General features: G+C 28.7%; 30 protein-coding genes. 5 read left to right on the forward strand and 25 right to left on the reverse strand.

Annotation, left to right across the window (positions count from 1 at the left end):
- Positions 1 to 74: 74 nt before the first annotated feature.
- Positions 75 to 1,814: an ABC-F family ATP-binding cassette domain-containing protein gene (locus EIH23_RS08290; RefSeq protein WP_122639821.1), complete on the reverse strand. Its 1,740-nt coding sequence runs from the start codon at positions 1,812 to 1,814 to the stop codon at positions 75 to 77.
- A 443-nt stretch (positions 1,815 to 2,257) separates the two neighbouring features.
- On the opposite strand from EIH23_RS08290, the gene EIH23_RS08295 reads away from it, so the two are divergent.
- Complete coding sequence (locus tag EIH23_RS08295) at positions 2,258 to 2,878, forward strand: ABC transporter ATP-binding protein (protein ID WP_122639822.1); 621 nt, start codon at positions 2,258 to 2,260, stop codon at positions 2,876 to 2,878.
- Positions 2,857 to 3,279, forward strand: a complete 423-nt coding sequence (locus EIH23_RS08300; RefSeq protein ID WP_122639823.1) for a helix-turn-helix domain-containing protein — start codon at positions 2,857 to 2,859, stop codon at positions 3,277 to 3,279. Before EIH23_RS08295 ends, EIH23_RS08300 begins: the two co-directional genes overlap by 22 nt.
- 37 nt (positions 3,280 to 3,316) lie before the next feature.
- Here EIH23_RS08300 and EIH23_RS16280 read toward each other — a convergent pair whose 3' ends face one another.
- Genes EIH23_RS16280 through EIH23_RS08315 form a run of 4 tightly spaced genes read right to left on the reverse strand, consistent with a single transcriptional unit; the run spans position 3,317 to position 4,656 of the window.
- Entirely contained in the window at positions 3,317 to 3,493 is a 177-nt protein-coding gene (locus EIH23_RS16280) for a hypothetical protein (protein ID WP_164489018.1), read from the reverse strand.
- Positions 3,494 to 3,511: 18 nt separating this feature from the next.
- Positions 3,512 to 3,841 (reverse strand): hypothetical protein, encoded by a 330-nt coding sequence (locus EIH23_RS08305; protein WP_122639824.1) that lies wholly within the window; start codon positions 3,839 to 3,841, stop codon positions 3,512 to 3,514.
- Positions 3,842 to 3,845: 4 nt separating this feature from the next.
- The gene (locus EIH23_RS08310) at positions 3,846 to 4,061 is read right to left on the reverse strand and encodes a hypothetical protein (protein WP_122639825.1); all 216 of its coding nucleotides are present in this window, start codon (positions 4,059 to 4,061) and stop codon (positions 3,846 to 3,848) included.
- Positions 4,062 to 4,092: 31 nt separating this feature from the next.
- The gene (locus EIH23_RS08315) at positions 4,093 to 4,656 is read right to left on the reverse strand and encodes a hypothetical protein (protein WP_124097563.1); all 564 of its coding nucleotides are present in this window, start codon (positions 4,654 to 4,656) and stop codon (positions 4,093 to 4,095) included.
- Between the two features lie 889 nt (positions 4,657 to 5,545).
- On the opposite strand from EIH23_RS08315, the gene EIH23_RS17195 reads away from it, so the two are divergent.
- Together EIH23_RS17195 and EIH23_RS17200 are read left to right on the forward strand one after the other, a co-directional pair.
- Positions 5,546 to 5,821 (forward strand): VanZ family protein, encoded by a 276-nt coding sequence (locus tag EIH23_RS17195; RefSeq protein ID WP_442970290.1) that lies wholly within the window; start codon positions 5,546 to 5,548, stop codon positions 5,819 to 5,821.
- A complete protein-coding gene (locus tag EIH23_RS17200; protein WP_122639882.1) occupies positions 5,809 to 5,985 on the forward strand; it encodes a VanZ family protein in 177 nt (58 codons plus the stop codon). The genes EIH23_RS17195 and EIH23_RS17200 overlap by 13 nt, the downstream gene beginning before the upstream one ends.
- A gap of 366 nt (positions 5,986 to 6,351) precedes the next feature.
- Here EIH23_RS17200 and EIH23_RS08330 read toward each other — a convergent pair whose 3' ends face one another.
- Positions 6,352 to 6,600, reverse strand: a complete 249-nt coding sequence (locus tag EIH23_RS08330) for a hypothetical protein (RefSeq protein ID WP_122639828.1) — start codon at positions 6,598 to 6,600, stop codon at positions 6,352 to 6,354.
- A gap of 308 nt (positions 6,601 to 6,908) precedes the next feature.
- Positions 6,909 to 7,898: a hypothetical protein gene (locus EIH23_RS08335; RefSeq protein WP_122639829.1), complete on the reverse strand. Its 990-nt coding sequence runs from the start codon at positions 7,896 to 7,898 to the stop codon at positions 6,909 to 6,911.
- Between the two features lie 216 nt (positions 7,899 to 8,114).
- Between EIH23_RS08335 and EIH23_RS16725 the strand changes: the two genes are divergently transcribed.
- Positions 8,115 to 8,249, forward strand: a complete 135-nt coding sequence (locus EIH23_RS16725; RefSeq protein ID WP_279265836.1) for a hypothetical protein — start codon at positions 8,115 to 8,117, stop codon at positions 8,247 to 8,249.
- A 920-nt stretch (positions 8,250 to 9,169) separates the two neighbouring features.
- On the opposite strand, the gene EIH23_RS08340 is transcribed toward EIH23_RS16725, so the two are convergent.
- The 18 genes from EIH23_RS08340 to EIH23_RS08425 all read right to left on the reverse strand — a co-directional run bounded on the left by EIH23_RS08340 (position 9,170) and on the right by EIH23_RS08425 (position 23,596).
- Positions 9,170 to 9,976 (reverse strand): N-acetylmuramoyl-L-alanine amidase, encoded by an 807-nt coding sequence (locus tag EIH23_RS08340; protein ID WP_122639830.1) that lies wholly within the window; start codon positions 9,974 to 9,976, stop codon positions 9,170 to 9,172.
- A gap of 2 nt (positions 9,977 to 9,978) precedes the next feature.
- Positions 9,979 to 10,245, reverse strand: coding sequence for a phage holin (locus EIH23_RS08345; RefSeq protein WP_122639831.1), 267 nt, complete (start codon positions 10,243 to 10,245; stop codon positions 9,979 to 9,981).
- A gap of 13 nt (positions 10,246 to 10,258) precedes the next feature.
- On the reverse strand, positions 10,259 to 10,483 hold the full coding sequence (locus EIH23_RS08350) for a hemolysin XhlA family protein (protein WP_122639832.1): 225 nt from the start codon (positions 10,481 to 10,483) through the stop codon (positions 10,259 to 10,261).
- Between the two features lie 56 nt (positions 10,484 to 10,539).
- A complete protein-coding gene (locus EIH23_RS08355) occupies positions 10,540 to 12,546 on the reverse strand; it encodes a CD1375 family protein (RefSeq protein ID WP_122639833.1) in 2,007 nt (668 codons plus the stop codon).
- Positions 12,547 to 12,558: 12 nt separating this feature from the next.
- Positions 12,559 to 12,798 carry a hypothetical protein gene (locus tag EIH23_RS08360; protein WP_122639834.1) on the reverse strand — a complete coding sequence of 80 codons (240 nt, stop codon included), beginning with the start codon at positions 12,796 to 12,798 and terminating at the stop codon, positions 12,559 to 12,561.
- Between the two features lie 13 nt (positions 12,799 to 12,811).
- Positions 12,812 to 15,403: a phage tail spike protein gene (locus tag EIH23_RS08365; protein ID WP_122639835.1), complete on the reverse strand. Its 2,592-nt coding sequence runs from the start codon at positions 15,401 to 15,403 to the stop codon at positions 12,812 to 12,814.
- Positions 15,400 to 15,789, reverse strand: a complete 390-nt coding sequence (locus EIH23_RS08370) for a hypothetical protein (protein ID WP_122639836.1) — start codon at positions 15,787 to 15,789, stop codon at positions 15,400 to 15,402. The genes EIH23_RS08365 and EIH23_RS08370 overlap by 4 nt, the downstream gene beginning before the upstream one ends.
- An 11-nt stretch (positions 15,790 to 15,800) precedes the next feature.
- Positions 15,801 to 17,969 (reverse strand): phage tail tape measure protein, encoded by a 2,169-nt coding sequence (locus tag EIH23_RS08375; RefSeq protein ID WP_122639837.1) that lies wholly within the window; start codon positions 17,967 to 17,969, stop codon positions 15,801 to 15,803.
- A gap of 3 nt (positions 17,970 to 17,972) precedes the next feature.
- Positions 17,973 to 18,209, reverse strand: a complete 237-nt coding sequence (locus tag EIH23_RS08380) for a hypothetical protein (RefSeq protein ID WP_122639838.1) — start codon at positions 18,207 to 18,209, stop codon at positions 17,973 to 17,975.
- A 56-nt stretch (positions 18,210 to 18,265) separates the two neighbouring features.
- Entirely contained in the window at positions 18,266 to 18,598 is a 333-nt protein-coding gene (locus tag EIH23_RS08385) for a hypothetical protein (RefSeq protein ID WP_122639839.1), read from the reverse strand.
- A gap of 126 nt (positions 18,599 to 18,724) precedes the next feature.
- Positions 18,725 to 19,207: a hypothetical protein gene (locus tag EIH23_RS08390; RefSeq protein WP_122639840.1), complete on the reverse strand. Its 483-nt coding sequence runs from the start codon at positions 19,205 to 19,207 to the stop codon at positions 18,725 to 18,727.
- Positions 19,208 to 19,216: 9 nt separating this feature from the next.
- Positions 19,217 to 19,576 (reverse strand): tail completion protein gp17, encoded by a 360-nt coding sequence (gene gp17 / locus EIH23_RS08395; protein WP_122639841.1) that lies wholly within the window; start codon positions 19,574 to 19,576, stop codon positions 19,217 to 19,219.
- Complete coding sequence (locus tag EIH23_RS08400) at positions 19,569 to 19,925, reverse strand: HK97 gp10 family phage protein (protein WP_122639842.1); 357 nt, start codon at positions 19,923 to 19,925, stop codon at positions 19,569 to 19,571. The genes gp17 and EIH23_RS08400 overlap by 8 nt, the downstream gene beginning before the upstream one ends.
- The gene (locus EIH23_RS08405) at positions 19,918 to 20,223 is read right to left on the reverse strand and encodes a phage head closure protein (RefSeq protein WP_122639843.1); all 306 of its coding nucleotides are present in this window, start codon (positions 20,221 to 20,223) and stop codon (positions 19,918 to 19,920) included. Before EIH23_RS08405 ends, EIH23_RS08400 begins: the two co-directional genes overlap by 8 nt.
- Positions 20,216 to 20,479 (reverse strand): head-tail connector protein, encoded by a 264-nt coding sequence (locus tag EIH23_RS08410; RefSeq protein WP_122639844.1) that lies wholly within the window; start codon positions 20,477 to 20,479, stop codon positions 20,216 to 20,218. Before EIH23_RS08410 ends, EIH23_RS08405 begins: the two co-directional genes overlap by 8 nt.
- A 14-nt stretch (positions 20,480 to 20,493) precedes the next feature.
- Entirely contained in the window at positions 20,494 to 21,711 is a 1,218-nt protein-coding gene (locus EIH23_RS08415) for a phage major capsid protein (RefSeq protein WP_122639845.1), read from the reverse strand.
- 2 nt (positions 21,712 to 21,713) lie between these two features.
- Positions 21,714 to 22,445 (reverse strand): head maturation protease, ClpP-related, encoded by a 732-nt coding sequence (locus tag EIH23_RS08420; protein WP_243113357.1) that lies wholly within the window; start codon positions 22,443 to 22,445, stop codon positions 21,714 to 21,716.
- A 2-nt stretch (positions 22,446 to 22,447) separates the two neighbouring features.
- Positions 22,448 to 23,596, reverse strand: a complete 1,149-nt coding sequence (locus tag EIH23_RS08425) for a phage portal protein (RefSeq protein ID WP_122639846.1) — start codon at positions 23,594 to 23,596, stop codon at positions 22,448 to 22,450.
- Between the last annotated feature and the right edge of the window lie 7 nt (positions 23,597 to 23,603).

The raw sequence follows: 23,603 nt of genomic DNA on the forward strand, positions 1-23,603 counted from the left end.
ACTATATATAATATACTTAAAATACAAATTATAAGAAATATGCTGATAATTATACCAACATATTTTTAAATAGATTAAAGTAATTTAATAAGATTTTCTAAATCTTCTAATAAAGTTTTTGCACGTTCAAAATCAGTATCTATTAAAGCCAATGCTATTTCAGTTTCAACGGATTTTTTCTTTTGCTCAATTTCTAAATAATCTTTATCGAAATGAGTAGCATAAATCATTTTTCTAAATTTTTTCATGCTAACTTTTCTAATGGTCTTATCTTCTATCATTAAAACATAATCCATACAATTAACTATAAAGTGATAATCATGAGAAATCATTAAAATAGCTCCATTATAATTTTCTATAGCTTTTTCTAATGCTATTTGTGAATAAGTATCTAAATGACTTGTTGGCTCATCAAGAAGCAACATATTGGCCTTTCTAGCAGAAACTTTAGCCAGTTGTAGTATATTCTTTTCTCCTCCAGATAAGGATTCTATCCTTTGTTCAATAACCTCTTCTTCAAAACCATATCTTGAAATATATGATCTAACTTCCCTGTAATTTTTAAATCCTACTTCAAAAAACTCTTCAAGTATTGTATTAGACTCATTTAATATTTCACCTTGCATCTGAGATAAATAAGCAACTTCAATATTATCATTTATTTCAATACACTCATTATTATTTTTAAATATTGATCTTAGTAAAGTAGTTTTTCCAACACCATTTGTTCCAATAATAGCTACTTTATCAGTAGATTTAATCTCAAAATTAACATTTTCTAAAAGGATTTCATCAAAAACAACACTAAAGTCATTAACTTTTAAAGCTATAGTTTCTTCTATTTCATTATTAGTAAGTAAATTAATATTAGGTTGTTTAATATCTACAAATGGAGCTTTAATTCTACGTTCTTCTAATCTTTCTTGTATTTTAATTCTAGCTTTTAAAGCTCTACCTCTAGAAGCATCAGGATTATAAGTTGCTTTCTCTCTTAATACATTGATTAAAGCTTCATTTCTCTCAATTTCCTCCTCATCAGCAATAGCAAGTTCTTGTAACTCAATTTTAGTTTGAAGTAATGAGAAATTATAATCAATATATCTTCCATCAAATTCTTGAATCTCTGTATTTTCAAGATGAATAATTTTGTTAAAACAATGATTTAACAAGTATCTATTATGCGTAATAATTAACATTGTTTTTTTATATGAATTAATTAGATTTTTAAGAGAATTAAGGTTTTCAAAATCTAAAAACACATCTGGTTCATCCATAACCATTAAGTCTGGATTATTAAGCATTTCCTTAATTACTTGTACAAGTTTAAATTCTCCACCACTAAGTTCAGATATCATTCTATCTTTATGCCTATTTAGATTTGCAAGATTTAATTTTTTATTAATATTATTTTCGAAATCATCTCCATCAATTGCTTCAAATGTATCTAAAGCTTCTTGATACTCTTGTAATAACGTTTCAATATCTGAAGATGTCTCCATTTCATTACAAATAGATTCTATTTCCTTTTGTAGTTTAATAAATTCTTCACCTATATATTCAAAAACTGTAGTTTCTTTTGTTTTGTCTAGTTGCGAGAACTGGCTTACATATCCAATTTTACAATTTGGGTATATTTCTAATTTACCATCGAACATATATCTTTCTGGATCCATAATTATATCTATAAGTGTACTTTTTCCGCTACCACTAGATCCTATAAAAGCGCAATGTTGACCTTCTTTTAATGTGAATGAAACCTTATTATATAGATCCTTTTGCGGAAATGAGTAGGATAAATTATCTACTTTTATCATATTATTACCTCTCTTTATCATTAAAAAAGAGCTTATAAAAATAAGCTCTTCTATATATAATCAATCGTAATTCTGAAGTTAATTATATATGTAGTAACGATATTCTTTTTAAATTTACTGTTGATAGCATAACACTTTTTTAGACAAATTTCAATCATTTTATAATCCTTATTTTAATTCCAGAAATATAAGCTAATTAAATTATTATTGATATAATTTACAAATATAATACCTCATTCTGATTCCCATTTTACCTACTAATTATTTCCAAATTACTTTCAATTCTAAATATAAATTAATGCCTATTCTAATCAAAATATCTACCTAATTCTAATCAAAATATCTACCTAAATAATTTTAATATAATAATAAAACCTATAAATTGGTACAAATTTCCCCTAATTTTAATACAATAAACTATATAGATAACAGGGGGTGATATATTGAAAACAATAGTAGACGTAAAAAAACTTAACAAAATCTTCTATGGTAAAGACGGTGAACTAGAAGTCTTAAAAGACGTAAACTTCACTCTAAAAGAAGGTGAAATCCTAACACTCCTTGGACCATCTGGAAGTGGAAAATCTACTATTTTAAACATCTTGACAAAATTATTGGAACCAACATCAGGAGAAGTAAAAATTGATGGAACTATAGGATATATGTTTCAAAAAGACCATTTGCTTGAATGGAGAAATATAATGGATAACATAACTATAGGACTTGAGATTCAACATAAAAAAACACCTGAAGCTATGAAAAGAGTTGAAAGACTTTTAAAAACATACGACCTTTGGGATTTTAGAACTATGTACCCAAAAGAATTATCCGGTGGTATGAGACAAAGAGTTGCTCTTATTCGTACACTATCTGTAAATCCTAGTATATTACTTTTAGATGAACCATTCTCTGCACTTGATTATCAAACAAGACTTTTAGTAAATGATGATGTATATAAGATTATAAAAAATGAACATAAATCAACTATTATGGTTACCCACGATATATCAGATGCTCTATTGATAAAAATACAAATATTTCCATGTATATTAAGGATGAAATAAATGAAAATACATTTGGTGGAAGGCTTAGAAAATCTAGATTAGATAAGAATCTTGATATTAAAGATTTAGCATCTATATGCAATGTTACAAATAGTATAATAAGTGCTTATGAAGTCGGCAGATATTATCCGTCAATATCTATACTAAAACTTTTATCAGAATACTTTGATATTAATTATCTTTGTAGAGATGGATATACTCATTTAGTTTGGAACTATGATAACTTTATAAATAGTTTAAAACTTTGGATTAAAAATAATAACTTCACAATGGACAAGTCCGCTAAATTGCTAGGTGTAACACATGGTTCGCTTAGATTTTGGTTCAATGGATCAATTATGAGTTATGCTACCTATAATAAAATAAAAAATAATTTAATTTATTATAGAATAAAATACTAGGGATAAAGTTATCCCTAGTATTTTATTTTTAATACAGCTATCCTCTGGCATCTTTAAGTGGAACATCAGGTTCAGCCTTACTATCTGTTATTTCAATATTACTAAGGTCTATAGAATTTCTCATTTTTGATGTCAATGGACTATCTATTCTAAATAATTCTTGACCACTTCTTGAATTTCTATTAATAAAATCATATTCTATAGTCTGATACAATTCTCCATTAGATAGAATCTATCTCTTTAATACTCTATTATCATTCTTATCTATATATATATTATGGTTTTTGCTAGAATATTTAATAATATTATCATCCTCTGTATATGATGACTCCCAATTAATATCTAATCCAGATTCAATATCAGAGGTAAAATAAGATTCTACCATAGATATTTTTAGCATTTTCTTATTTTCTTTAATTATATCATGTGTTAGCTCTTGTCTTAAGCCTGAATATACACCGTTGTCATTTCCGATTGATATTGCCTCTGATCCTTCATTCAATATTAATATTCGAGACATTAATTCTCCATTTTCATGATAATGGTCTGTTTGATCTAACATTCTTTCAGTATCTCTCTATATCTACATATTCCCCATTAGCATATGTTATTCTAACATGATCTATTCCATCTGCCGTTAATAAATTTTCATAACTAGTTTTTACAATTTCTCTATTTTTAGATATTTCATTTTCATCATAATTAGCTTTACTTATAACACCACTAGATATGAGTACTAACCCTATTACTGCTATCGTTGTTATTTTCCTCTTAATTAACATAACCTCTCCTTATCATATAACATTGTAAATATTATTTGTTAAAAGCATTTGTCAACCAACCATCCATGTATTTAAGTACTCCACCAGGTCTAACTTCCCAAGCATTTAAATTTGATGCACTATGTTGAAAATAAAATTGACCAGGACCAAATGTTGTTCCACGTGCATATTTGGTAGGATATTTAGATGTTAATGAACTATTTTGGTATAAGTATCCACCTGAAGAAGGAGTTATAACAGCTCCACCTGTTGACTCAATATAACTACCATTACTTATACCTGTCTCAGATACACACATCCATCCTCGAGTATTATTTAGATACTTTCCATTTGATAATTGTGGGTAAGCATATGAACACCAAAGCCTACTAACACCACCTTCAGTTACCCATCTTTTAGAGCTTGAGTCACTACCTGCTACTACATCTTTGTCTGCATCTAAAGTAGTTATATGAGTTGAATATATTGAAGGTGAACTCCTAACCTTTAAAGTAACTCTTAAATTGTCAATGTTTCGATTATAACCTGCATATGACTTATTAACGTTAACTCCTACAATTAATACTGAACACATTACAGATAACATTAGTTTCATTTTTTAAAATTTCATATATATACTCCTAAGATATTCCTTATTTAAGTCTAATAATATCATAATTTACTGTTGTGTAAATACTTTAGATAAAACTACTTATATTTCGACAACTTTAAGACATAGATATAAATGTAAATGGAATTGAATTTGTTGGAATAGGTAGATTTTTATTAGAATTTTATAATTTCTATTTTTTTATATTACATAAGTTTTAATCGTTAAATCGTATATTTTTTTACAAAATATTCTAGTTTTGCACATTTAACGACCAGTTATGTTAAAACTATTTGCAAATTTTGTCATTAATAATATAATTTGAAGGAATTAAATAAATTACTAAGAATAATTTTGAGGAGGAAATAATTATGAAAAGAAAAAAATCAAAGCAATTATGGTTTCAAGCTTGATAATGATATTTACATTATCAGGAACTTGCTTAGCGTATTCAGCAAATTTTTCATGAACTTGGGGCAATGGAAATATTATAGATGGTGGAGCTAACGGAAAATATTATGACTTAAATGCTAAATATACTAAAATTTCAGCTACTGCTAAAGTAACTAATACAAACTTAGGAGCTACCGAGAAGGCTTATATTGAAGTTAGAAGAAAAACAACAGTAGGAAGTGTAAGAGAGCATTATTTTACAAGCGAATCATATAAAAGTTATATCGATATAATTACAAGTTTTACACCAAGTAAAAGTGGAAAGCATTACTTAATATTAAGAAAGGCTCAAAGAAATGTTCCTGGAACTATTTCAGGTACAATTTCTCAATAATATGTGGTTAGAAAAAAGTTTATTTACATTTTTAATTTCGATAATTTTATATAGTGTTCTTTTATATATTTAAAAAAATCCAAATATAATTTTAAAAAAATATTTTATATTACATTATTATATTTTTACGGAGTAATAGTTTTCCATATTACAATATTACCATTACCATTAGATAAAATTGGTGTTGAATCACTTCAGCTAGCTTCATATAATAATTATTATTTAAATTTAATTCCATTCAACGATTTTATCAAAATGGATAAATTTTCTTTTATAAAGCAAGTAATTGGAAATATCGTAATGTTTATACCTTTAGGATTTTTACTTCCTTTATCATTTGAAAAATGTAAAGATATAAAAATTTTAATAAAATATTCTTTTTAACTAGCTTATTAATTGAATTATCACAATTAATAATATGTTTATTATGGATAAGAGCACCATATAGAGTATTTGATATCAATGATTTATTATTAAATTTATTAGGATCATTATTAGGGTATATATTGTATTGTAATATTTTAAAAGTAATTTTAAAGGGTGAATAAAAATTTTATATTAAATTGAATTTATATAAAAAGGGCTTAAAATCGACCTCATAGAATCGATTCTAAGCCCTTTATTTTTTTCATTAATCCCTTAGTTTTATGCTAATTTCAAATCTGAAATATATACCTAACTAGTAATTTCCTGTATAAGAGCCTTATTTCCATCTATTTTACTAATCGTATAAATTTTACTTTTTGCCCAATTTGGTATAGTTTGCCCTGTTGCATAGTTAGAACCAATTATTTTAACCTTAGAACCAACTTGAATAGTGTTAAAAAAATAAACCTCATAGGTACAACTCTACGAGGTTTATCTTATTCAGATTTAGTTGATGACTTTTTCAATAATATAAATCACAAGCGTATCTATTTTTCTATTTGCTTTGATAAATTTTCATTGATTTTATATAATAACTCTAACATTTCTCCAAACCCATATATTATTAATGCAGTTATAATAGAGCCACTTATTATAAATACATACTTTAATATTAATTCAAAGTTTTTTGATGTTAGCATCCATCTTAAATCCATTGAAAATGTATAAAGTCCAAGTATAACTCCTACAAATCCAATTATAATTGATACTACTTTAAGAATTTTATCTATTTTCATAAAAAATGTCTCCTTTTCTTTTAGTAAAAGGTAAAAGATGGTTAATACTCATTTTAGAGTCCTAAAAACGAGTATTAACTATACAAGGATATTTTACCAATTATTTCTAATATTTTGAGTTATTTATTGATGACTAATGTATCTTAAAAATTCTTCAACAACATATGAAACAATTTATGATCTGAAAATTAAAATAATTTAAGTTTATATAAGTGCACACTTTACAACTTGGATTATTTAATTTTGATTAACGTTGTAAATATACAAAATAAGATTATATCATTATAGGTTAATAAGATATTTTGTAATTACTTAAAATCTGGTTCTGTTATAGTAATGACACCTGTTTGATGGCTACTTTTAGAGAATTGTACTGTTTGGCTTAGTTTAACTATTAAATTACCTTTTTTATTGGTAACAGTTATACCCGGTTTTACATTAAGCTCCCTAGATGGATATATTCCTTTATTAATAAATTCCCATCTGCCATATTTGCTTCCTTGTCTTGAATGATCAACAAATCCAAATCCTTTTATACTAAAAGACCAACTTTTAGGATTTGATAAACCTCCAAGACTAACACTTAATTTATCTCCATTAGTTTGAGCTCTTGGACCCCAGTCATGTAATATTTGGGTAGATTGATTTACATCCATTCTAACTACATGATTTTTTATTTCTCTATTTGAACGAGATAATAGCTGAGATGATTCTTCTACAGACCAAATTGATTGTGTATTTGAACTAGCACGATCCCTCTTCATAAGCACTGAAGTAGATAGACTTCCCTGTTGTTGCTTCGCTCCATTGATTGTAGCATAAAAATCCCATTTAAAACCTTCTGAATACATTCCATCTCCAGTAAGAGCTCTTGTTGTATTTCTTACATTGAATTCTTCTTTTTGTATTTTAGATATTGTATCGTTTATGTTTACCTCATCTGTATCAGCCATATGATAAGTGTATATATTTTGTCCATTTTCATTATCTAGTGATACTGCGAAAAGCTCATTACCCTGCTTATCTTCAAATAAGTTTGTCTCTATTGGTTTTCCATCATTATGAAAAATTATATTCTCATTACTTTTTGCATTAATTATATTTAGAGAATCACCTTTGTATTCAATGCTTGATATAGGTGTTTCTTTAGATAAGACTTCGTTTTTATCTGTATATACCTGCAAGTTATCAACTTTAACCTCCTTATAGCCATCTGCATATGCATTTAGTGTACTTAAGTTCCCTAATAGTAAGCTACCTATTATAGCTCCGCAATAAATTTTTTTACTAAATTTCATTCTAAATTCTCCTTTATTTTTTTGTTTTTATAATGATTCCCCCTAAAAATTATTAGTAGCAATTACCAGACTTCTTTTAAAAAGATATTATGAAAAGCTGAATTTGTAAATGGTTTTAACGTAATTGGTCGTTAAGTATGTAAAAATGGAATATTTTGTAGAAATTATAAAGCTACCAATTATATATTTTTTAGGAAAAGATAGTATATAAAATACATGTGCTCATTTGAAGTATTATTATTTGCAGAAGTAACTCAAAAATATAATCTAAAAGACTCTACTTTTAGAAAAGCTATTGCAACAGGCGAATTATTGGAAAATATTGATTGTAAAGAATTTGGTTGTGATTAGATTGTAAAAGAGTTAGTAATGGTAAGAAAACATCGAAAAGTAAATTTCGATATAATAAAAAGCACTCTATTAAAGAGTGCTTTTTCACGATTACAATCTTTTGAAAGATTCTAAGAGGTAGAGTCACAAACCCTACTTATAGATTCTTTATCAATAACAAAGGGTTTGGAATATTATAGCATATTTAACTTGAATTTGTATACCATATTTGTATTTTTTTTAAACATAAAAATACAAATGATATGAAAGAAGTTAATAATTTAAAATTAGAGTTAAAATTCTTAAATGAACAAACAGATTTATATACTAATCAATCTAAAATTTAAAAAAGTGTCCCCGGGGGACACTTTTTTTATAGAAATAAATAAAATAAAAAGCACTCTATTAAAGAGTGCTTTTTCACGATTACAATCTTTTGAAAGATTCTAAGAGGTAGAGTCACAAACCCTACTTATAGACTCTTTAGCGATAAACAAAGGGTATGATATATTATAGCATATTTAATTTTAATTTGTATATCATATTTGTATTTTTTTAAAAAAAACATAAAAATACAAATAACATAAAATTTATTATTTTATGTCGATATTGAAATTTAAACATTATATATGATTTTAGAACTGACATTACCAGTACATAACGATATCAACAGGGTTACTAACATAAATTAGCAAGTTATCAACATATTACTTGTAATTATCAACAATAAAAATAAAAGGTAGCCAAGTTGGGAATGGCTACCTTTTTATGTTAGTTAAGCACTAATAAAGCTCTTACAATTCACCTCATGTAAGTTTGGGTCGATAAGTTCTCGAAGGATTAAATCCCTTTTTTATATTATATCATTGATATTTATTTTTCATCAGATACGTTTAAATAAAAGTAAAAAGCCTTTATTTTTCCTTGTATGTATATTGTATCTATTTATATTTTCTACCTTCATTTTTACCGTTATCTAAATAATGCTTTTCTGCAGATAGACTTGAATTATTATTTACTGCTAACAATACATCTTCATATGCGAATAAATAATCTATATCATTATTATATACTCTTCCTTCTTTAGCACCAAATTCTTTATAATGATCAAGTGGCTTAAATGTAGATTTATGCATACACTCAAGCAACACGTCCTTATATAATTTTAAATATGTTATTGGATTAAAATCACCAGGTAACTCTTGTATCGTTTTATTTGCTAAACCTTCTGCTATAAGCCTACATATTTTATCAAAATTTTCTTGGTATACTCTAACATCATCTTTATCATCTACAAAGCACACTTCGATAAGTATTGCAGGATAAGAAGTATACTTAAGCCAATATAGATTTGGTTTATCATTTCTAGCCCCTGTACTTCTTTTTCTAAATAATTCATTTAACTTATTATTGACTCTTACTGCAAATATTTTGCCATTTTCACTTCGATAATAAGTTTCTGTTCCAGCTTGTTCATCATTTGCATCTTTGCTTCCTGCGTTAAAATGTATTTGTACGACGCAATCAAATTCACCTTTTGAGTTAGCTAATTTAACTTGATCATTAAGGTATGAAGAAGTTGTTGGCTTATCCAATTTTAAATATGTAGCATTTTGACCTAATTTATGTAAATAATCAACTACTACTGGTCCAACTCTTCTAGTTTCTGTACTTTCATTTATAATTCCTACTGCTCCACTACCTAGATACCCATTATCTGAATGCCCTGCCATTATTAAAAAATTCATAATTACTCTACCTCCTTATTTAATACATTTAAACTATCATTTATACCTTTTGTTGTAGGATCTAAAATTGCATTATAAACACTTATAACAACTAATCCTAATACATATGGATTAGAAAAAGCACCTAGCAATAAATCACCAAGTGCTTTCCACGTTGTTAAATCTTGTACTGTTAAGTTTGCATAGGCTAATATAGGAACTAATACACTCATTCCTAATTGTGCTACAAATAAAGGGTTCTTAAATCTTACTTTCCAGTTTATTTTCATAAATTACCTTCCTTTAAAATTTTATTAAAAGAGCAATAACAGAACTAATTAAAGCACCTGCTATTGCTCTCCATAACCATGTATTACTATTTTCTAAGTCAGATATTCTATTATTTGCTACTTTTATTTTTTCTTCTATAATTTCATTCTTCAATTCATGATTTTTATTTATATTCTCTAAGAGAACTTCAATTCTAATTAGACGTTCTCTAACTTCTTGTGAAGTGTCTTCAGCCATAACAATCTCCTTTATATACAATAAAAAAGAACTTAATTACTCACCTGTAACAAGTTCTACTTTTCTAATTTATTTAATATATCTTGTACTTCTTTTCTATATCTCGCAGGAACATCCTCTATTGTTTTAAGTCCTCTTATAACCATAGCTACGTACATATCTACCATTTTACTCATCGTCCTTTCGTTATTAATTACTTGTGGTATTGATTCTAATATAGGTTCTAACATCGTATACATTTCATCAGTCGCTAAAAGTGATATATTTATCAAATCATCTTGAACTTGATTTGTTTCTTGTAAACCATATACGTTAGGTATTCCATTAGTATAGCTAGCAGCCATAGACTGAACTGGAACTACACTCTTAACGCTTACAGTTGCATTATTGGGTATTTCTAGTAATAACCTATCTGTATCTATTGTTTCATAATAAGGTTCTGCTAACTCTAGGATTAGATTATATTCAATGTTATTATCCCTCATATATGTTTTTAGTTCATCAACTGTAGAACCATATTGTTTCGGCAACCATAGTGTTAGACCTCCATAAGGTTTAGTGCCATCCAGTCTGACATGAAATATATCATCAGAATTGTTTTGAATATATGGTATTTTATCACAACATCCTTCACCATTTGGTTTAAACTTATAACCTGTCATTGCTAAACCATATTTATTATAATTAGGTAAATTATTATCATACATTCTTATATCATTGTTATGTGATAATAAATATCTACCCATCTTATGATAATGTTTTAGCTCACCATCAATGTAAACTATCTCATCACTTTTGTGTAGTGGTGAATTTAGATATATTGTTTTAGTTGAGTAATAATAAGGTTCGTGTGAACTTACTTGTGTTCCTTCCTCTATTTGAAGTTTATTTACCTTAACCGTATAAATTTTACTTTCCAATGGTACAATGTTACCTGTTGTTATAGTTATATATTTATAATTAGTTAAGTCTATAGTTGTATTAAAGTTAAATTCTTTACCTCCGTTTTTTTGAATCAAATAATTGTAGCTATCATTATGTGTATTTTTTGTATTTTCTATGTTGTGACATATTACTTTCAAATTATATTTATTACTATCTAAAGTAAAGTCGCCACTTAAAATGTATTGTCCTTTAAAACTAGATACATCAACATTTTTGTATATTATTGAACCTTTACTAACACCGCTTTGAGGTGATAATGAACCTGTTAAATCTAATGTTTGAGTAACATCTTGCAACCCTAATAAATTCTTACCATTTATCACAACTTCACATTTATACTTACCTAAATTCTTTACACTTTCTTCACCGCTTTCAACCATTTCTTGTGTTACTTTACAGTTTTCAAAGGTAGACTGCATTTCTTCATTAACTAAAGTATTTCCAACTACTTTATCGATGGTAACAAGTCCTTCTTTACTACCCTCTAACTTTAAAGAATTTCCTTCACCCTCTATAGTTAACCTTCCATCTTTATTTTCATTAAATAAACCTTGTATATATACATCTTGAACTTTGTTCTTCTCCTCAATATCAAGAAGCCTTGAATCTTGTTCCTCATTTTTACTTTCAACTTGATCTATTCTATTCGTATTAGTGTTAAGTTCAGTTTGTATGATCTCAAGCCTACTATTATATTCTTCTTTAAATTCTTTAATTAATCTTTCATGCTTTGCAATAAACCCCTCTACTTGTCCAGGTATTGTTGAGCCTTCTCCTATTTTAGAATCAATATTAAATAAGAAAGTAGCACTTGTTAGAATTCCATTAATATCTGATAACTCTAATTCTCCAAGTCCCTTTCCGCCTTCACTAATTATATTCTTATCTAAATCTATTTTTATTGCATTTTCTAATACACTTATATTACTTTCCTGTAAGAAAACTTCTTTACCTATACTTACATAAAGCTTACAAGTATTACCTGTAGGATTGAATATATTCCCTTCTAAGTAAGTTGAGATAGTAATTAAAGCATTATCAAACTGCTTTATATTGAACTTAGGGAGAATATCTTTATTAGAGAAGTCTAAATTAAATTTAATATTTCGCTTAGCCATTGAGTCACCTTCTTAAAATTTAAATTCTTTTAACCTTAATGTTTTACTGCTTAAATCGACACAAAACATATCTTTATTATTAAGAATTTTATTATTATAATCTATTACTATAAAATCCCAAATAACATCATAATCTTCTTTATTATCACCGAATAGATTCATATCTTGAATCCCTGTACAAAATGTCTGTATCTCTCCAGTTCTTTTAGAATAAAACAATGTCATCTTATTTTTATATTCTTCTAACTTCATTTAATATCACTCCTTATGCAGTTACTGTGTATGAAATTGTAGTAGGCTTCATTGTACCTTGAGTTCCATCATATAACTGTGATTGAGAACCTCCATATATCTGAAATGTAGCATTTGAATTATCTATATTTTGAACTAATACTTGAAATGATTGTACCATCCACCCTTCCGGATTAGCTATTTCTTCTATAGATAGATTCACTTTGAAATCCTTACCCTTAAAATCATCAGGAAGTTGTATTGTTACAGGGTTTAAATCTAACTTTTGAGTTTTACCAATGTAAGTAAGATAATGATATGAATATCCAGTGCTGCCTACATATCGCATTAATCCGTTAGTTAGCATCTTAGTATAGCTACCATCTTCATGCTTAAATCCTATGCCTTCACTATCAATAAATCCATTCCCGTTGCACACTTCATTTTGCATATACCTATATGTTGATGCACCCTTACGTTTTTCTATTTGAACATTATCAAATAATATCCAACAACGTTCTTGAGCTACAATACCAAGTCTAATTGCAGTTATTCCATCAACATTCTCAGGTGTATTAAAAATAAATTCATATCTGTGCCAAGCTCTATCGCCTATATATGTTATTGGAATATGTACAGGGTTTCCATTTATAAATATATAATTACTTCCATTTCTACCATGAGTGCAGCAATAGTAAAAACTTATAGTATATGTTGAATTTGGGTCTATTTTTATAGCTGTATCTTTAACAAAATAACTATCTCCTCCATTGGTATATATTAATATTGCTTTTCCACCATCTATTGTAGAAGGATAAGTTCCATCTCCACCTTTGGTCCAATCTAATATAAAGGGATGGTTTTTAGTATAGACTTCTTCTTTTTCAAAAGAACTGTTCGGCACTAAGTTCGGACTAGTGCTTTCTGTTATTTTAAATTCAAATTCTTTATTATTTTGTATAAATTGAGATTGACCAACTATTCCTTGTTCTTCTCCATCTACTATCATCTTTATGTTAGTAGCTGTTATATTCACATTCCCAAAACTATCTATATCTAAAGTTCTTTTACCATTACCATCTGTTACAGATAAGTTCTTTGCATCTATCCAGTTACCTCTTAATTGACCTATCCAACCTCTCTCAAGTGATAAAGTGCCTATAAGAGCATCATTTATAGCCATATTATCTACATAATTACTTAAATCATCTACTTTTTTAGTAGTAACTACAACTTGAGAACTAAATTCTGTTCTATTTCCATGACTATTCACGCAACATACTCTGAAATACCAGATTTCATTAGGTTTTGCTTGAAATAAAAAAGAACTTGTTTGTCCTGCATGTATTAAGTCAAATACATTAGGTGTAAAGTCCTTTATCTTACTTGCATATAGTTCATAATTGTAATAGACTTTATTTTCATAAGTCCAACTAAGCTCAATACTAGAAAATCCATATAGTTTACTAGATAAAACAGGTACACTTGGTAAACTGTTGGGGAAATCTCCAATATTCCCATCTGCCCCGGGAGGTCCTTGTGGACCAGGCGGTCCTGGTTTAGATTCTTCGCTTCCTCCACCTACAACATCACCTAGGGTAGTCCTTGGTTCTCCAACCTCCATACTATCATATCTCTCTCTTAAAAAATCATATGTAGTCTTTATTACTTTAGCTTTAGTATCTAAGTTATATCTATAATCTTTAATTCCTACTGTATCACATAGTTCTATTTTATCTTGTATATCTTCATAACCTGCGCATTTACTAAGAGGTATAAAAGATATTTTGTAATTAAACTTTACGAAGTCACATTTATTATTCTTAAAATATTTTTCTCCTAATATTTTTAATTTTTCAGTCGTTGGGATTTCTTCATCTTCAAATTTATCACTAAAATCTATAGTCTCTATAAAAGGTGTTTCATAATCTAATATCTTAGGACTATCTACATATGTAAATATTTCAGTTTCTTCTCCACTTTCTGCTGTATATTTAGCTATAGCTTTAATCCTAGTTATTAAACCTTCTTCATCTTCAGTATAATCAAGTCCAGTCATATTTTTGGAGTATTCTATAATTACATCATTGTCATGTCCTCGTTTATTTAATACATAAAAATCATAATTATCTCTTAATATTTCAGCACCAGTTCCAAATGTATCTATTATAGATCCTCGTACTCCACCTATTGCACTTAATAATTTTGTAGGTCCTATTTTAAAGTTTTGAGCATTAACTATATCTGAATGCCCTTTAAACTTTTGAGAGAACTGTGAGTTTCTAAATATCATATTTAAGCAATACTCACAACTTTGATTTTGTATATCTAATCCTTCTGTCATATCCCTTTGTGCATCATAAGAAATATGTCTAGCATAAACATTAAATACACCTTTTATTGTCTTACCTACTTTATATATTCTAAATTGTTGATTTTTAATTTTATCATTAACATCTGCAGTAAATATATTACCTCTAATAAGTTTATCCCAATGAGGTGAAAATAATTGATATGTTATCTCTGCTTCAAGCATACCATTTCGTTCTTCTATTGTTATACCTTTTAAACAATCTGTTAATTCTCCTATAACTGTTCCTGTCTTATCATGTAGCTTAGGTATCATTTAATCACCTCACTTGGTTTAGCACTAAATAACAATACTACTTCTTCAAAGTTTTTAACTATATTTTCAAAATCTATCTGTCCTATAAATACTGCGTCTAATTTAGTTCCATCATCAAATACAATAGGTTTATATCCTTCATGGCCATTTAGCCATTCGTCAATCCTATCTGAATATTCTTTAGTATTTAAATCCCTAGCATCTAAATAAACTACTATTTCTAAATTTAAATTTTCTCTACTTCCATCAGAAACAATTAAATCCCCAGTTCTACCAGGGATTTCTATTAACTCAATTCTTTTTTTAGCTTTTGAAAGATGATTAGATTTTTTCACCTTTAAATTAAAATTTCTGCTACTTACTCCATTGAAAGTAAATTCTTTCATCTAACCACCTCCTAAAATGCTCCTTTTCGTTGCAAATAGAATGCAAGCTCTTCTGCTAAATTTTCTATATCTTGCTCTCTGTTATTTATAAAATTTTCTATATTAAGATTTATTCCTCCACCAATACCAGCTTCTCTTAATATACCTGGTAATTTACTTAATGGTAATATAGCCTCTGGACCTGCTTCTCCACCTACCATAGCTTTCCCACTCATAGGATTGAACCCAAACATTGTAGGATTCATCATTATCCCTCCATTTTTGTACCATTCTATACCGAACTTTGGTACTGATGGAGGATTTAAACTAAATTTACCACTAATATTTATATGAGGTAATTTTAACTTAGGTAAGGACCAACTAAAATTAAAAAATGATTTAATTTTTTGAATCGCATTATTGACTTTATTTTTAGCACTTTCCATTTTTTCATTAAATCCATTAACTATCTTTTGAAGAACAGTATTTACTATATTAACTGCGCCTTGAAAATCACCACTAAAAACTGCCTTAATAAGTGATATCGCCGTTTTAACAATGCTAGTAGCAGTATTTAACTTAGACGTAAAGAAACCAACTATAGATGTAAGAATACTAGCTGCTAAACCTAATATTTGACTTAATCCATTATTCCATACAACCTTTATTACTCCCCATGCCATAGATATTACATCCTTCACTATTGACATAACATTAGATATTATTGATTGTATTTGTGAAAATACTTCATTTACCTTATTTCTAAAACTTTCATTTTCATTATAAGCCTTTACTATAGCTGCTACGAATACACCAACAACTCCTACTACAGCCAATATTGGTGCTAGTAAGCTTACCATTGTCCCTATTAGTCCGCTTATTCCTCCACTAAGAAAAGCTACAACTCCACCTGCATTTGAGATAATTGGAGAAAATGTTGTAAATGCAAGTCCTACATTTCCTACAAATGAAACAAGTATACCTAATATAACTAAAACTGGACCAAGTGCGGCCAAAAGTCCACCTATAACTAATATGACGTTTTGCGTTTCTGGACTAAGATTTTGGAATCCTGTACATAGTTTAGATACAAAATCAGCGGCCCTTTCTATATGAGGTAACATTCTTTCTCCAATAGTTATAGCTACCCCTTCTAGGGCAGATTTCATTTCTGTTAGTGCTCCTTTAGCTCCTCCCATCATAGTATCCGCCATTTCATTCGCTTTCCCTGATGAATCGCCTATTGCAAATGCTAATTTATCGAAATCTTCTTTACTCGCATTTACAATAGAAGCCCATCCTGACATAGCCTCTTTACCAAATATAGTAGCAAGCGCATTAGCTTGTGTTGTTTCATCTAAAGATCCAATCTTATCTCTAAGATTCATCATTGTTCCCATAAGACTTACAGATCCATCATCATTTTTTACTAACTCAACACCATATTTTTCCATAGCAGCAGTCATAGAATCTGTAGGTTTTACAAGATTTGTTAAACCTCCTCTTAATGCAGTACCTGCAGCACTACCTTTTATTCCAGCATTTCCCATAAGGCCGATCGCTAAAGATAAGTCTTCCATTTCTATACCTAATGTTCCTGCTACTGGTCCTGCATATTTAAGGGTTTCACCCATTAACTCTATACTAGTATTTGCATTAGAACAGGTTGCAGCCATTATGTCTACGAATCCTTGGGTATCTTTTGCAGACAATCCCAAACCAGTTAATCCATCTGTAACTATATCACTAGTTGTTGCTAAGTCAGTTCCACCTGCAGCTGCAAGACTAAGAATACCAGGTAAACCATCCATCATATCTTGCGTTTTCCATCCTGCCATACCCATATATTTTAATGCTTCTGCACTTTCAGTAGCACTAAACTTAGTACTAGCTCCCATTTCTTTAGCTAATTTACTAAGTTTCTCTAAATCAGTTCCAGTTGCACCAGATATAGCAGATACTTCCCTCATACCTGCATCAAAATCCATTGCAGTCTTTGCGCTTGCAGCTGCTATGCCTGCTAATGGTAAGGTTATTCCTACTGTAAGTGATTTCCCTACACTAGTTATCTTTTCACCTGCTTGTCTCATTTTATCAAAGGTTTTTCCAACTCCACTACCTTTTTTATCAATGGAATCAAGTTTCTTTAAAGCTTCTTCATCTTTAATAACGATGCTCCCAAACAGTTTGAAAATCTCCATATATTAGACCTCCTTTCTAGCTTTCTTTTGCCTTATTTCAGCAACATCTCTTAATATGTCATCCATACTAGAAAGTGTATTTGTAGTCGGAATTATAAGTTTACTCTTATAATCACTAAAGCTTACAAATGTATTTTTATCCATATTAGGATATAAAGTAAGCCACATACTAAAAGCCTTGTTATCAAATTCTTTTTCATATGCTTTATTAATAAGCCTTATCGCATTTTCCCACTCCATATTAAGAATATAATCAATATTTGAATATCTACTTAATAGGAGATCTAGGCAATCATCTACATCAATTTGCTTACAAGCGTAAAAAAATTGCTACCTTTAACCATATTTTTAAATTCAACTATTACCTCTGCAACTTCATCTAACTCTTTATTACCGAATTCTTCTCCAGAACATCCATATAAATCACCTAAGAAATCATTAACTTCATCTTGAGCTAAATGTAAATTTTCAAGTACATTTTTAAACATGTTTATACCTAGATTTATTTGCATAGATTCAGTATCTTTTGAACCAACAGTAACTCCACTCATATCTACTGTAAAATCAATTTTTTTTAGTATTCTAGACATTTTAAATATGTCATTTCCGTTTAACTTTCTTAATTTCATATCTTCCCTCCGAATTTAAAGGTATAAATACCTTTCTTTATTTTTCTAAGTACCTCAAAAATGATTTATTTAAGTCAATTTTTAAATAAAAAAATAGCACCAAATTAATAGTGCTATTTTTATAAATTATTTTATAAATTCAACTTCCCAAGGTTCAGTTTCTGATTCTCCTTCATCATATGTTCCTACATATGTTAATGCTTGTATAACCTCATCTTTATCTTGTAAAGTCCAGTCAAGATTTTCAAGGTTTATTGCATTTTTAAGGGTTATAATAACTCCTTTTCCTGCCTTAGTTTTTCCAGTCCATTTTACAGTTTTATAATCCTCTGTTGATATATCTGTTTTACCAGTTACCGTTGTATTAGTATCTGTTGTTGATTTCATACCAGGATAATAACTCGTAAAATCTTCTGGTAACATGCTAAGAGCATTTATTGTAAGCTTAGGTACAGATTTGTCTATTATAGTTCGACCTTTTACAGTACCTCTATCACCATCTGCTTCTATATCTCTATATTCTCTTTCAACTACAAATTGACCACCACCTCTAGTAACAGCTATATCTTTTTCACCAATAGAGAATACTCCATGTCCTAAAATTATCATAGTTACCTCCTACTTTTTAAAATATGTCTGTACATTAAATCGAAGTTGTCTTCGCTTTAATGATTTATCTTCATCTTCAATCTTTAATCTTTGTTGCCTATAAAATGTCGGTAATACAAATTCATTAGGTAAATTTGCTTCATCTAATAACTTATCAATATTATCTGTTAAATCCTCTATACGCATTGATGAGTCATTTCTATCCCATATATCGATTATTAATATTAAATCATCTCTATGGCTCTTTAATCCATCGTTTATATTAAATACGATATATGGATATTCTACATTTTTAGGTGCATTTTCATGATACACTCTTGAATGCTTAGTTTTTAAAGTTTTCAATATTAATTCAAGTAATTTATTCATCACTATTCAGCTCACTATATACTTGTTTTGTTAAAGTAGTAATTGTATCAACATTTTCAAGAACTGTAGGCATCAAAAAAGGCTCTGCTCTCATTTGACTATTACCAAGTTCCCATGCAGGTGCGTAAAAGGACTTACTACCAATTAGTAAGTCCTTTTCTCTTTTCCTTGCCCAATATTGTATACTTCTTCTTAACTTACCACTTCTCCTACGTGCTTTTCTTCTTACTTCACTAGCTAAAAATTGTCCAATGAAGTTATATACACGTTCAGGTTTTTCCTGTATTTTCTTTTTAGCCTTATCAACTTTTGAAATATATGATTTTTGCTCTGACCTAGTCTTAGCCATTTACAGCACCTTCTAATATAATTTCTAACTTATCTACACTTACTTCATAAGTTCTAATTATCTTATATTCTTTGTTATTATACCTTGCTTGTGTCTCATCTTCATATTCAAATGAATTTATTTCAAACTTAAATTCAGGTTTAAATCCACTAGCTTGTGCTTGATAAAATTCACTCTGTTTAATGCTTTTTCTCTTACCAAATATCTCTTTATATTCTTTAGATTCAACATTATCACCTATTTCATTTTGTGAATATGTAATCTTTATTAATTCTAATACATCATCAAAACTACTCATTATATTCACCACACAAACTTAAATGTTGTTTTAACGATTCATAAGATTCTTGATATCTATCACTATCTTTATTATCTAATCCGAAATTAGCTTTGCAATATGTTTTAATTGCTCTTGATATCAAAGGATCATACTCATCTATTTTAACTACACCTGATATTTTTAAATCTAACTTAGCTTCTGATATTAAATCATCTATTTCTTCATCAAAGGCACTACTTTTTATTCGTAGTGCCAATTTTATTGATTCTAACATTAGAATCACCTACTTTAAACTGATTTATGAGTTAATATTACTAATGAATTTTTATCTAACACCTTACCATCTACTAACATTATTGCTTTAGTTATTTGGTCATCAGTATTATCATCTTCATATCTTTTCATAGTCATATTTAAATTTGTATTTAATACATAATCTTTTGGATTGAATAAGAAAGCAAATTTATTATCTGATTCTGGAGACTCTACATAGCTTTCCATATAGTCATTTAATATTGCTTTTCTTCCTAATAAAGTTCTTTCCGGCGCTCCATTTATTCCATAATTAACTCTAGCTATAGGTTGTCCTGTAGAGTCTTTTATAGCTTGGAATTTCATGAATGTTTTTTTAGTCATGAACCATAGTGCTCCACTTTCATACGCTAATGGTAATGCTGCTTCTGCTTCTATTAAAGTGTCATATTCTAATCCCTCAGCCTTAGCTATATCTATAGATTGTCCTTCAACTGGAGTTTCAGTTAATATCCCTTTAGGTTGACCTACGCCAGTTCCAGATATTACAGATTGTTCTATAGCTTTTGTCATAGCTTCAACGACATTATTTATAAGAGTTTTTTCAAATACAGGTAATGCTATAGTATCCATTTCTAAAGACATAGATACTGCGCATCTTAATTTATAATAAGCAAAAGTTATAGTTCCTTGTACTGCTTTCTTTTGTTTGTTACTTGTCGCTCCTTCTGATACCCATGATGCAACTGGTTTAACTGTAGATGTTGGAACTGTTACTCCACCTTTTATAGATGTTCTAGTTACTAAAGGTAATATCATACCTGTAGCTTCTATTTTTTCTATTATTTTTTCTAATACAGTTGTAGGTATCATTACTGATGCATCAGTAGTCTTAGTACTTTCATTTGAATTTACAAATTCTTTAGGCATAGATATACCTCTTGATACATAATTCATAAATGCTTTTCTGTACTCTACTGTATTAGTTAAATCCTCTGTAGTTGTATTATTAGTAGTATCTAAAACTACTGCTCCAGCTACATTTCTAGAATTATTAGCTATATTTGTTATTTTAGAATTATCTTTTAATGCATTTAAATTAGCTGCTGCTTTAGCTTCTTGTTCATACTTATTGTCTAAATCTTTTATTTCTGTCATTTTAGCATTAGCTTCTTCTATTTTCCCTTCATTTATAAATGATTCTGCTTCATTGTATAACCCATTTCTTAGTTGTAAATATTGTTCTTTATTCATATTTATATTTCTCCTTTTAATTTTAATAATTTTAATTGTGCTTCTAGTTTTTTTTGCATAAAAATATCAACCTTATTTTCTTTAGGTTGATTGATTATTGGATTAAAGTTTCTAAATCTTTGAAGTAGATTATTATCTATCTTACCTATTGAATTACACATGCTTACTGCACTATTTTTTAATAAATCTACCATTGATTTATCTACTTTTTCATTGGTAAACATTATTTCATCAATAAGTCCTAACTCTAGTGCCTCTTCTGCTGTAAGCCACGTTTCTTTATCCATCATTTGCTTAATTTCTTTTTCATTTAGTCCAGCTTTCATTATATAAGCATTTGCAATTGTCTTATTTGCCTTTTTCAATACTTCTACAGTATGCTCCATATCTCTATAATCTCCACTAGCTTGTGTTGAAACATTATGTACCATAATTTCTGCAAGAGGAGACATTTTACATTTACCTGCCATAGCTATAACACTTGCTATACTTGCACATAGTCCATGAATTTCAATTGTTACATCACCTTGATAGGTTTTAAGCATGTTATAGATATCGCATCCAGCAAATACATCTCCACCACCACTGTTGATTCTAACAGTTATAGGCTGACCATTTGCTCTACTTAGTGTATTTTGTACCATTTTAGGCGATACTGCCTGTATTCCATACCAAGAGTAAAGCCATTCATTACCACTTGCGACTACTTCACCTTTTACATCAACAAATATCAATATTACTCACCCCCTTTCACAACTGCCGTATCTAATCTTCTTATTGCTATATCTCCACCTTCAATTGGAGGCAAATTAAGAGCTCCTCTCCATTCATTCGGTGTTAATGAACCTCTATCTACCATTTGAACCAAATTTAATTTAGTAGACATACTAGCATATTGTAAATTAGACGCTTCGAATACAATTTTGTTACCAAATCCTCTTTCTCTTCTAGTAAATATTTTTCTAGTAAATTCATTACTTAACTGCATAGCTAACGGTTCTATTTCAGCTTCAAAATATGAAATCCATTCATCTTCAGTATATTTACTTTGTACTATTTTTTCATTTGTATTAAAAAATGAATAAATACGTTGTACAGTTTTTTCAGTTTGAGTTGCATTAGGTACATAGTCTTTTGGATCTACTTGTTTAGCATCAAACTTGGAATCTGTAGCAGCGGCTCCTCCACTATTCTCAATATTTAAGAATGTATCAGTAAACTTTTTAGTCTGCTCTTCCATATCTTCTGGTCTAAGAGTTTGATTAAATTTAAGTAACCAACGTATTATACCGCCATTTCTAACAGCTTTTACAATACCTTGGTCTGTTGTATTTACTATTTCCATCAATGAAGTAAGGGCTTTTGTTGGACTATCTCCAAATATGTCATTTTCATTGAAATCTTTTCTAATATGTATTATATCCTCATAAGGATAACTAACTATCTTGCCATTTTTCATATTAAATCTTAGGTATAAAAAACCATCTTTATCATATAAGGCTTCTATACTATCAGCTATTATAGGATACAATTCCATAGGATAATTATTTTCATCTCTATGTATATATATAAAGGCATTATTATTTAATTCTAGTTGATTTGTTATTTTTTCAAATAGCACTTGTCCTGTCATATACGGGTTAGGATCTTCTAGTAAAAATCTAATATACGGTTCTGGATTGACTGCAAATCCTTCTGCAGAATTCCTTATATGACTAGGAACTAGCTTACCTATAGCTTTAGCTTTCGGTCTTATGCAAGAACGCACTATATCAGATTGATATAATTTACCATTCCAAGCATAAAATCCATTTCCTTTATCTGTTATCATTTCATATCTAGTTAATGAAGGACTTTTATTGAAAAACTTACTTAGTATCCCCATTTTTCTC

Source organism: Romboutsia sp. Marseille-P6047, from assembly GCF_900604535.1.
Taxonomy (GTDB): Bacteria; Bacillota; Clostridia; order Peptostreptococcales; family Peptostreptococcaceae; genus Romboutsia_E.

Excerpts from the sequence above, each read along its gene's own strand:
- EIH23_RS08405 (WP_122639843.1), bottom strand. The coding sequence starts at position 20,223 with ATGAGTAGTTTTGATGATGTATTAGAATTAATAAAGATTACATATTCA.
- EIH23_RS08415 (WP_122639845.1), bottom strand. The coding sequence starts at position 21,711 with ATGAATAAAGAACAATATTTACAACTAAGAAATGGGTTATACAATGAA.
- EIH23_RS08290 (WP_122639821.1), bottom strand. The coding sequence starts at position 1,814 with ATGATAAAAGTAGATAATTTATCCTACTCATTTCCGCAAAAGGATCTA.
- EIH23_RS08305 (WP_122639824.1), bottom strand. The coding sequence starts at position 3,841 with ATGTTAGATCAAACAGACCATTATCATGAAAATGGAGAATTAATGTCT.
- EIH23_RS08355 (WP_122639833.1), bottom strand. The coding sequence starts at position 12,546 with ATGGCTAAGCGAAATATTAAATTTAATTTAGACTTCTCTAATAAAGAT.
- EIH23_RS08380 (WP_122639838.1), bottom strand. The coding sequence starts at position 18,209 with ATGGAGTGGGAAAATGCGATAAGGCTTATTAATAAAGCATATGAAAAA.
- EIH23_RS08385 (WP_122639839.1), bottom strand. The coding sequence starts at position 18,598 with ATGAAATTAAGAAAGTTAAACGGAAATGACATATTTAAAATGTCTAGA.
- EIH23_RS08360 (WP_122639834.1), bottom strand. The coding sequence starts at position 12,798 with ATGAAGTTAGAAGAATATAAAAATAAGATGACATTGTTTTATTCTAAA.
- EIH23_RS08375 (WP_122639837.1), bottom strand. The coding sequence starts at position 17,969 with ATGGAGATTTTCAAACTGTTTGGGAGCATCGTTATTAAAGATGAAGAA.
- EIH23_RS08390 (WP_122639840.1), bottom strand. The coding sequence starts at position 19,207 with ATGATAATTTTAGGACATGGAGTATTCTCTATTGGTGAAAAAGATATA.
- EIH23_RS16725 (WP_279265836.1), top strand. The coding sequence starts at position 8,115 with ATGTGCTCATTTGAAGTATTATTATTTGCAGAAGTAACTCAAAAATAT.
- EIH23_RS08425 (WP_122639846.1), bottom strand. The coding sequence starts at position 23,596 with ATGGGGATACTAAGTAAGTTTTTCAATAAAAGTCCTTCATTAACTAGA.
- EIH23_RS08315 (WP_124097563.1), bottom strand. The coding sequence starts at position 4,656 with ATGAAACTAATGTTATCTGTAATGTGTTCAGTATTAATTGTAGGAGTT.
- EIH23_RS08310 (WP_122639825.1), bottom strand. The coding sequence starts at position 4,061 with ATGTTAATTAAGAGGAAAATAACAACGATAGCAGTAATAGGGTTAGTA.
- EIH23_RS08400 (WP_122639842.1), bottom strand. The coding sequence starts at position 19,925 with ATGGCTAAGACTAGGTCAGAGCAAAAATCATATATTTCAAAAGTTGAT.
- EIH23_RS08335 (WP_122639829.1), bottom strand. The coding sequence starts at position 7,898 with ATGAAATTTAGTAAAAAAATTTATTGCGGAGCTATAATAGGTAGCTTA.
- EIH23_RS08300 (WP_122639823.1), top strand. The coding sequence starts at position 2,857 with ATGTATATTAAGGATGAAATAAATGAAAATACATTTGGTGGAAGGCTT.
- EIH23_RS08330 (WP_122639828.1), bottom strand. The coding sequence starts at position 6,600 with ATGAAAATAGATAAAATTCTTAAAGTAGTATCAATTATAATTGGATTT.
- EIH23_RS08370 (WP_122639836.1), bottom strand. The coding sequence starts at position 15,789 with ATGAAAGAATTTACTTTCAATGGAGTAAGTAGCAGAAATTTTAATTTA.
- EIH23_RS08345 (WP_122639831.1), bottom strand. The coding sequence starts at position 10,245 with ATGAAAATAAACTGGAAAGTAAGATTTAAGAACCCTTTATTTGTAGCA.
- EIH23_RS08350 (WP_122639832.1), bottom strand. The coding sequence starts at position 10,483 with ATGGCTGAAGACACTTCACAAGAAGTTAGAGAACGTCTAATTAGAATT.
- EIH23_RS08340 (WP_122639830.1), bottom strand. The coding sequence starts at position 9,976 with ATGAATTTTTTAATAATGGCAGGGCATTCAGATAATGGGTATCTAGGT.
- gp17 (WP_122639841.1), bottom strand. The coding sequence starts at position 19,576 with ATGAATAAATTACTTGAATTAATATTGAAAACTTTAAAAACTAAGCAT.
- EIH23_RS08410 (WP_122639844.1), bottom strand. The coding sequence starts at position 20,479 with ATGTTAGAATCAATAAAATTGGCACTACGAATAAAAAGTAGTGCCTTT.
- EIH23_RS08365 (WP_122639835.1), bottom strand. The coding sequence starts at position 15,403 with ATGATACCTAAGCTACATGATAAGACAGGAACAGTTATAGGAGAATTA.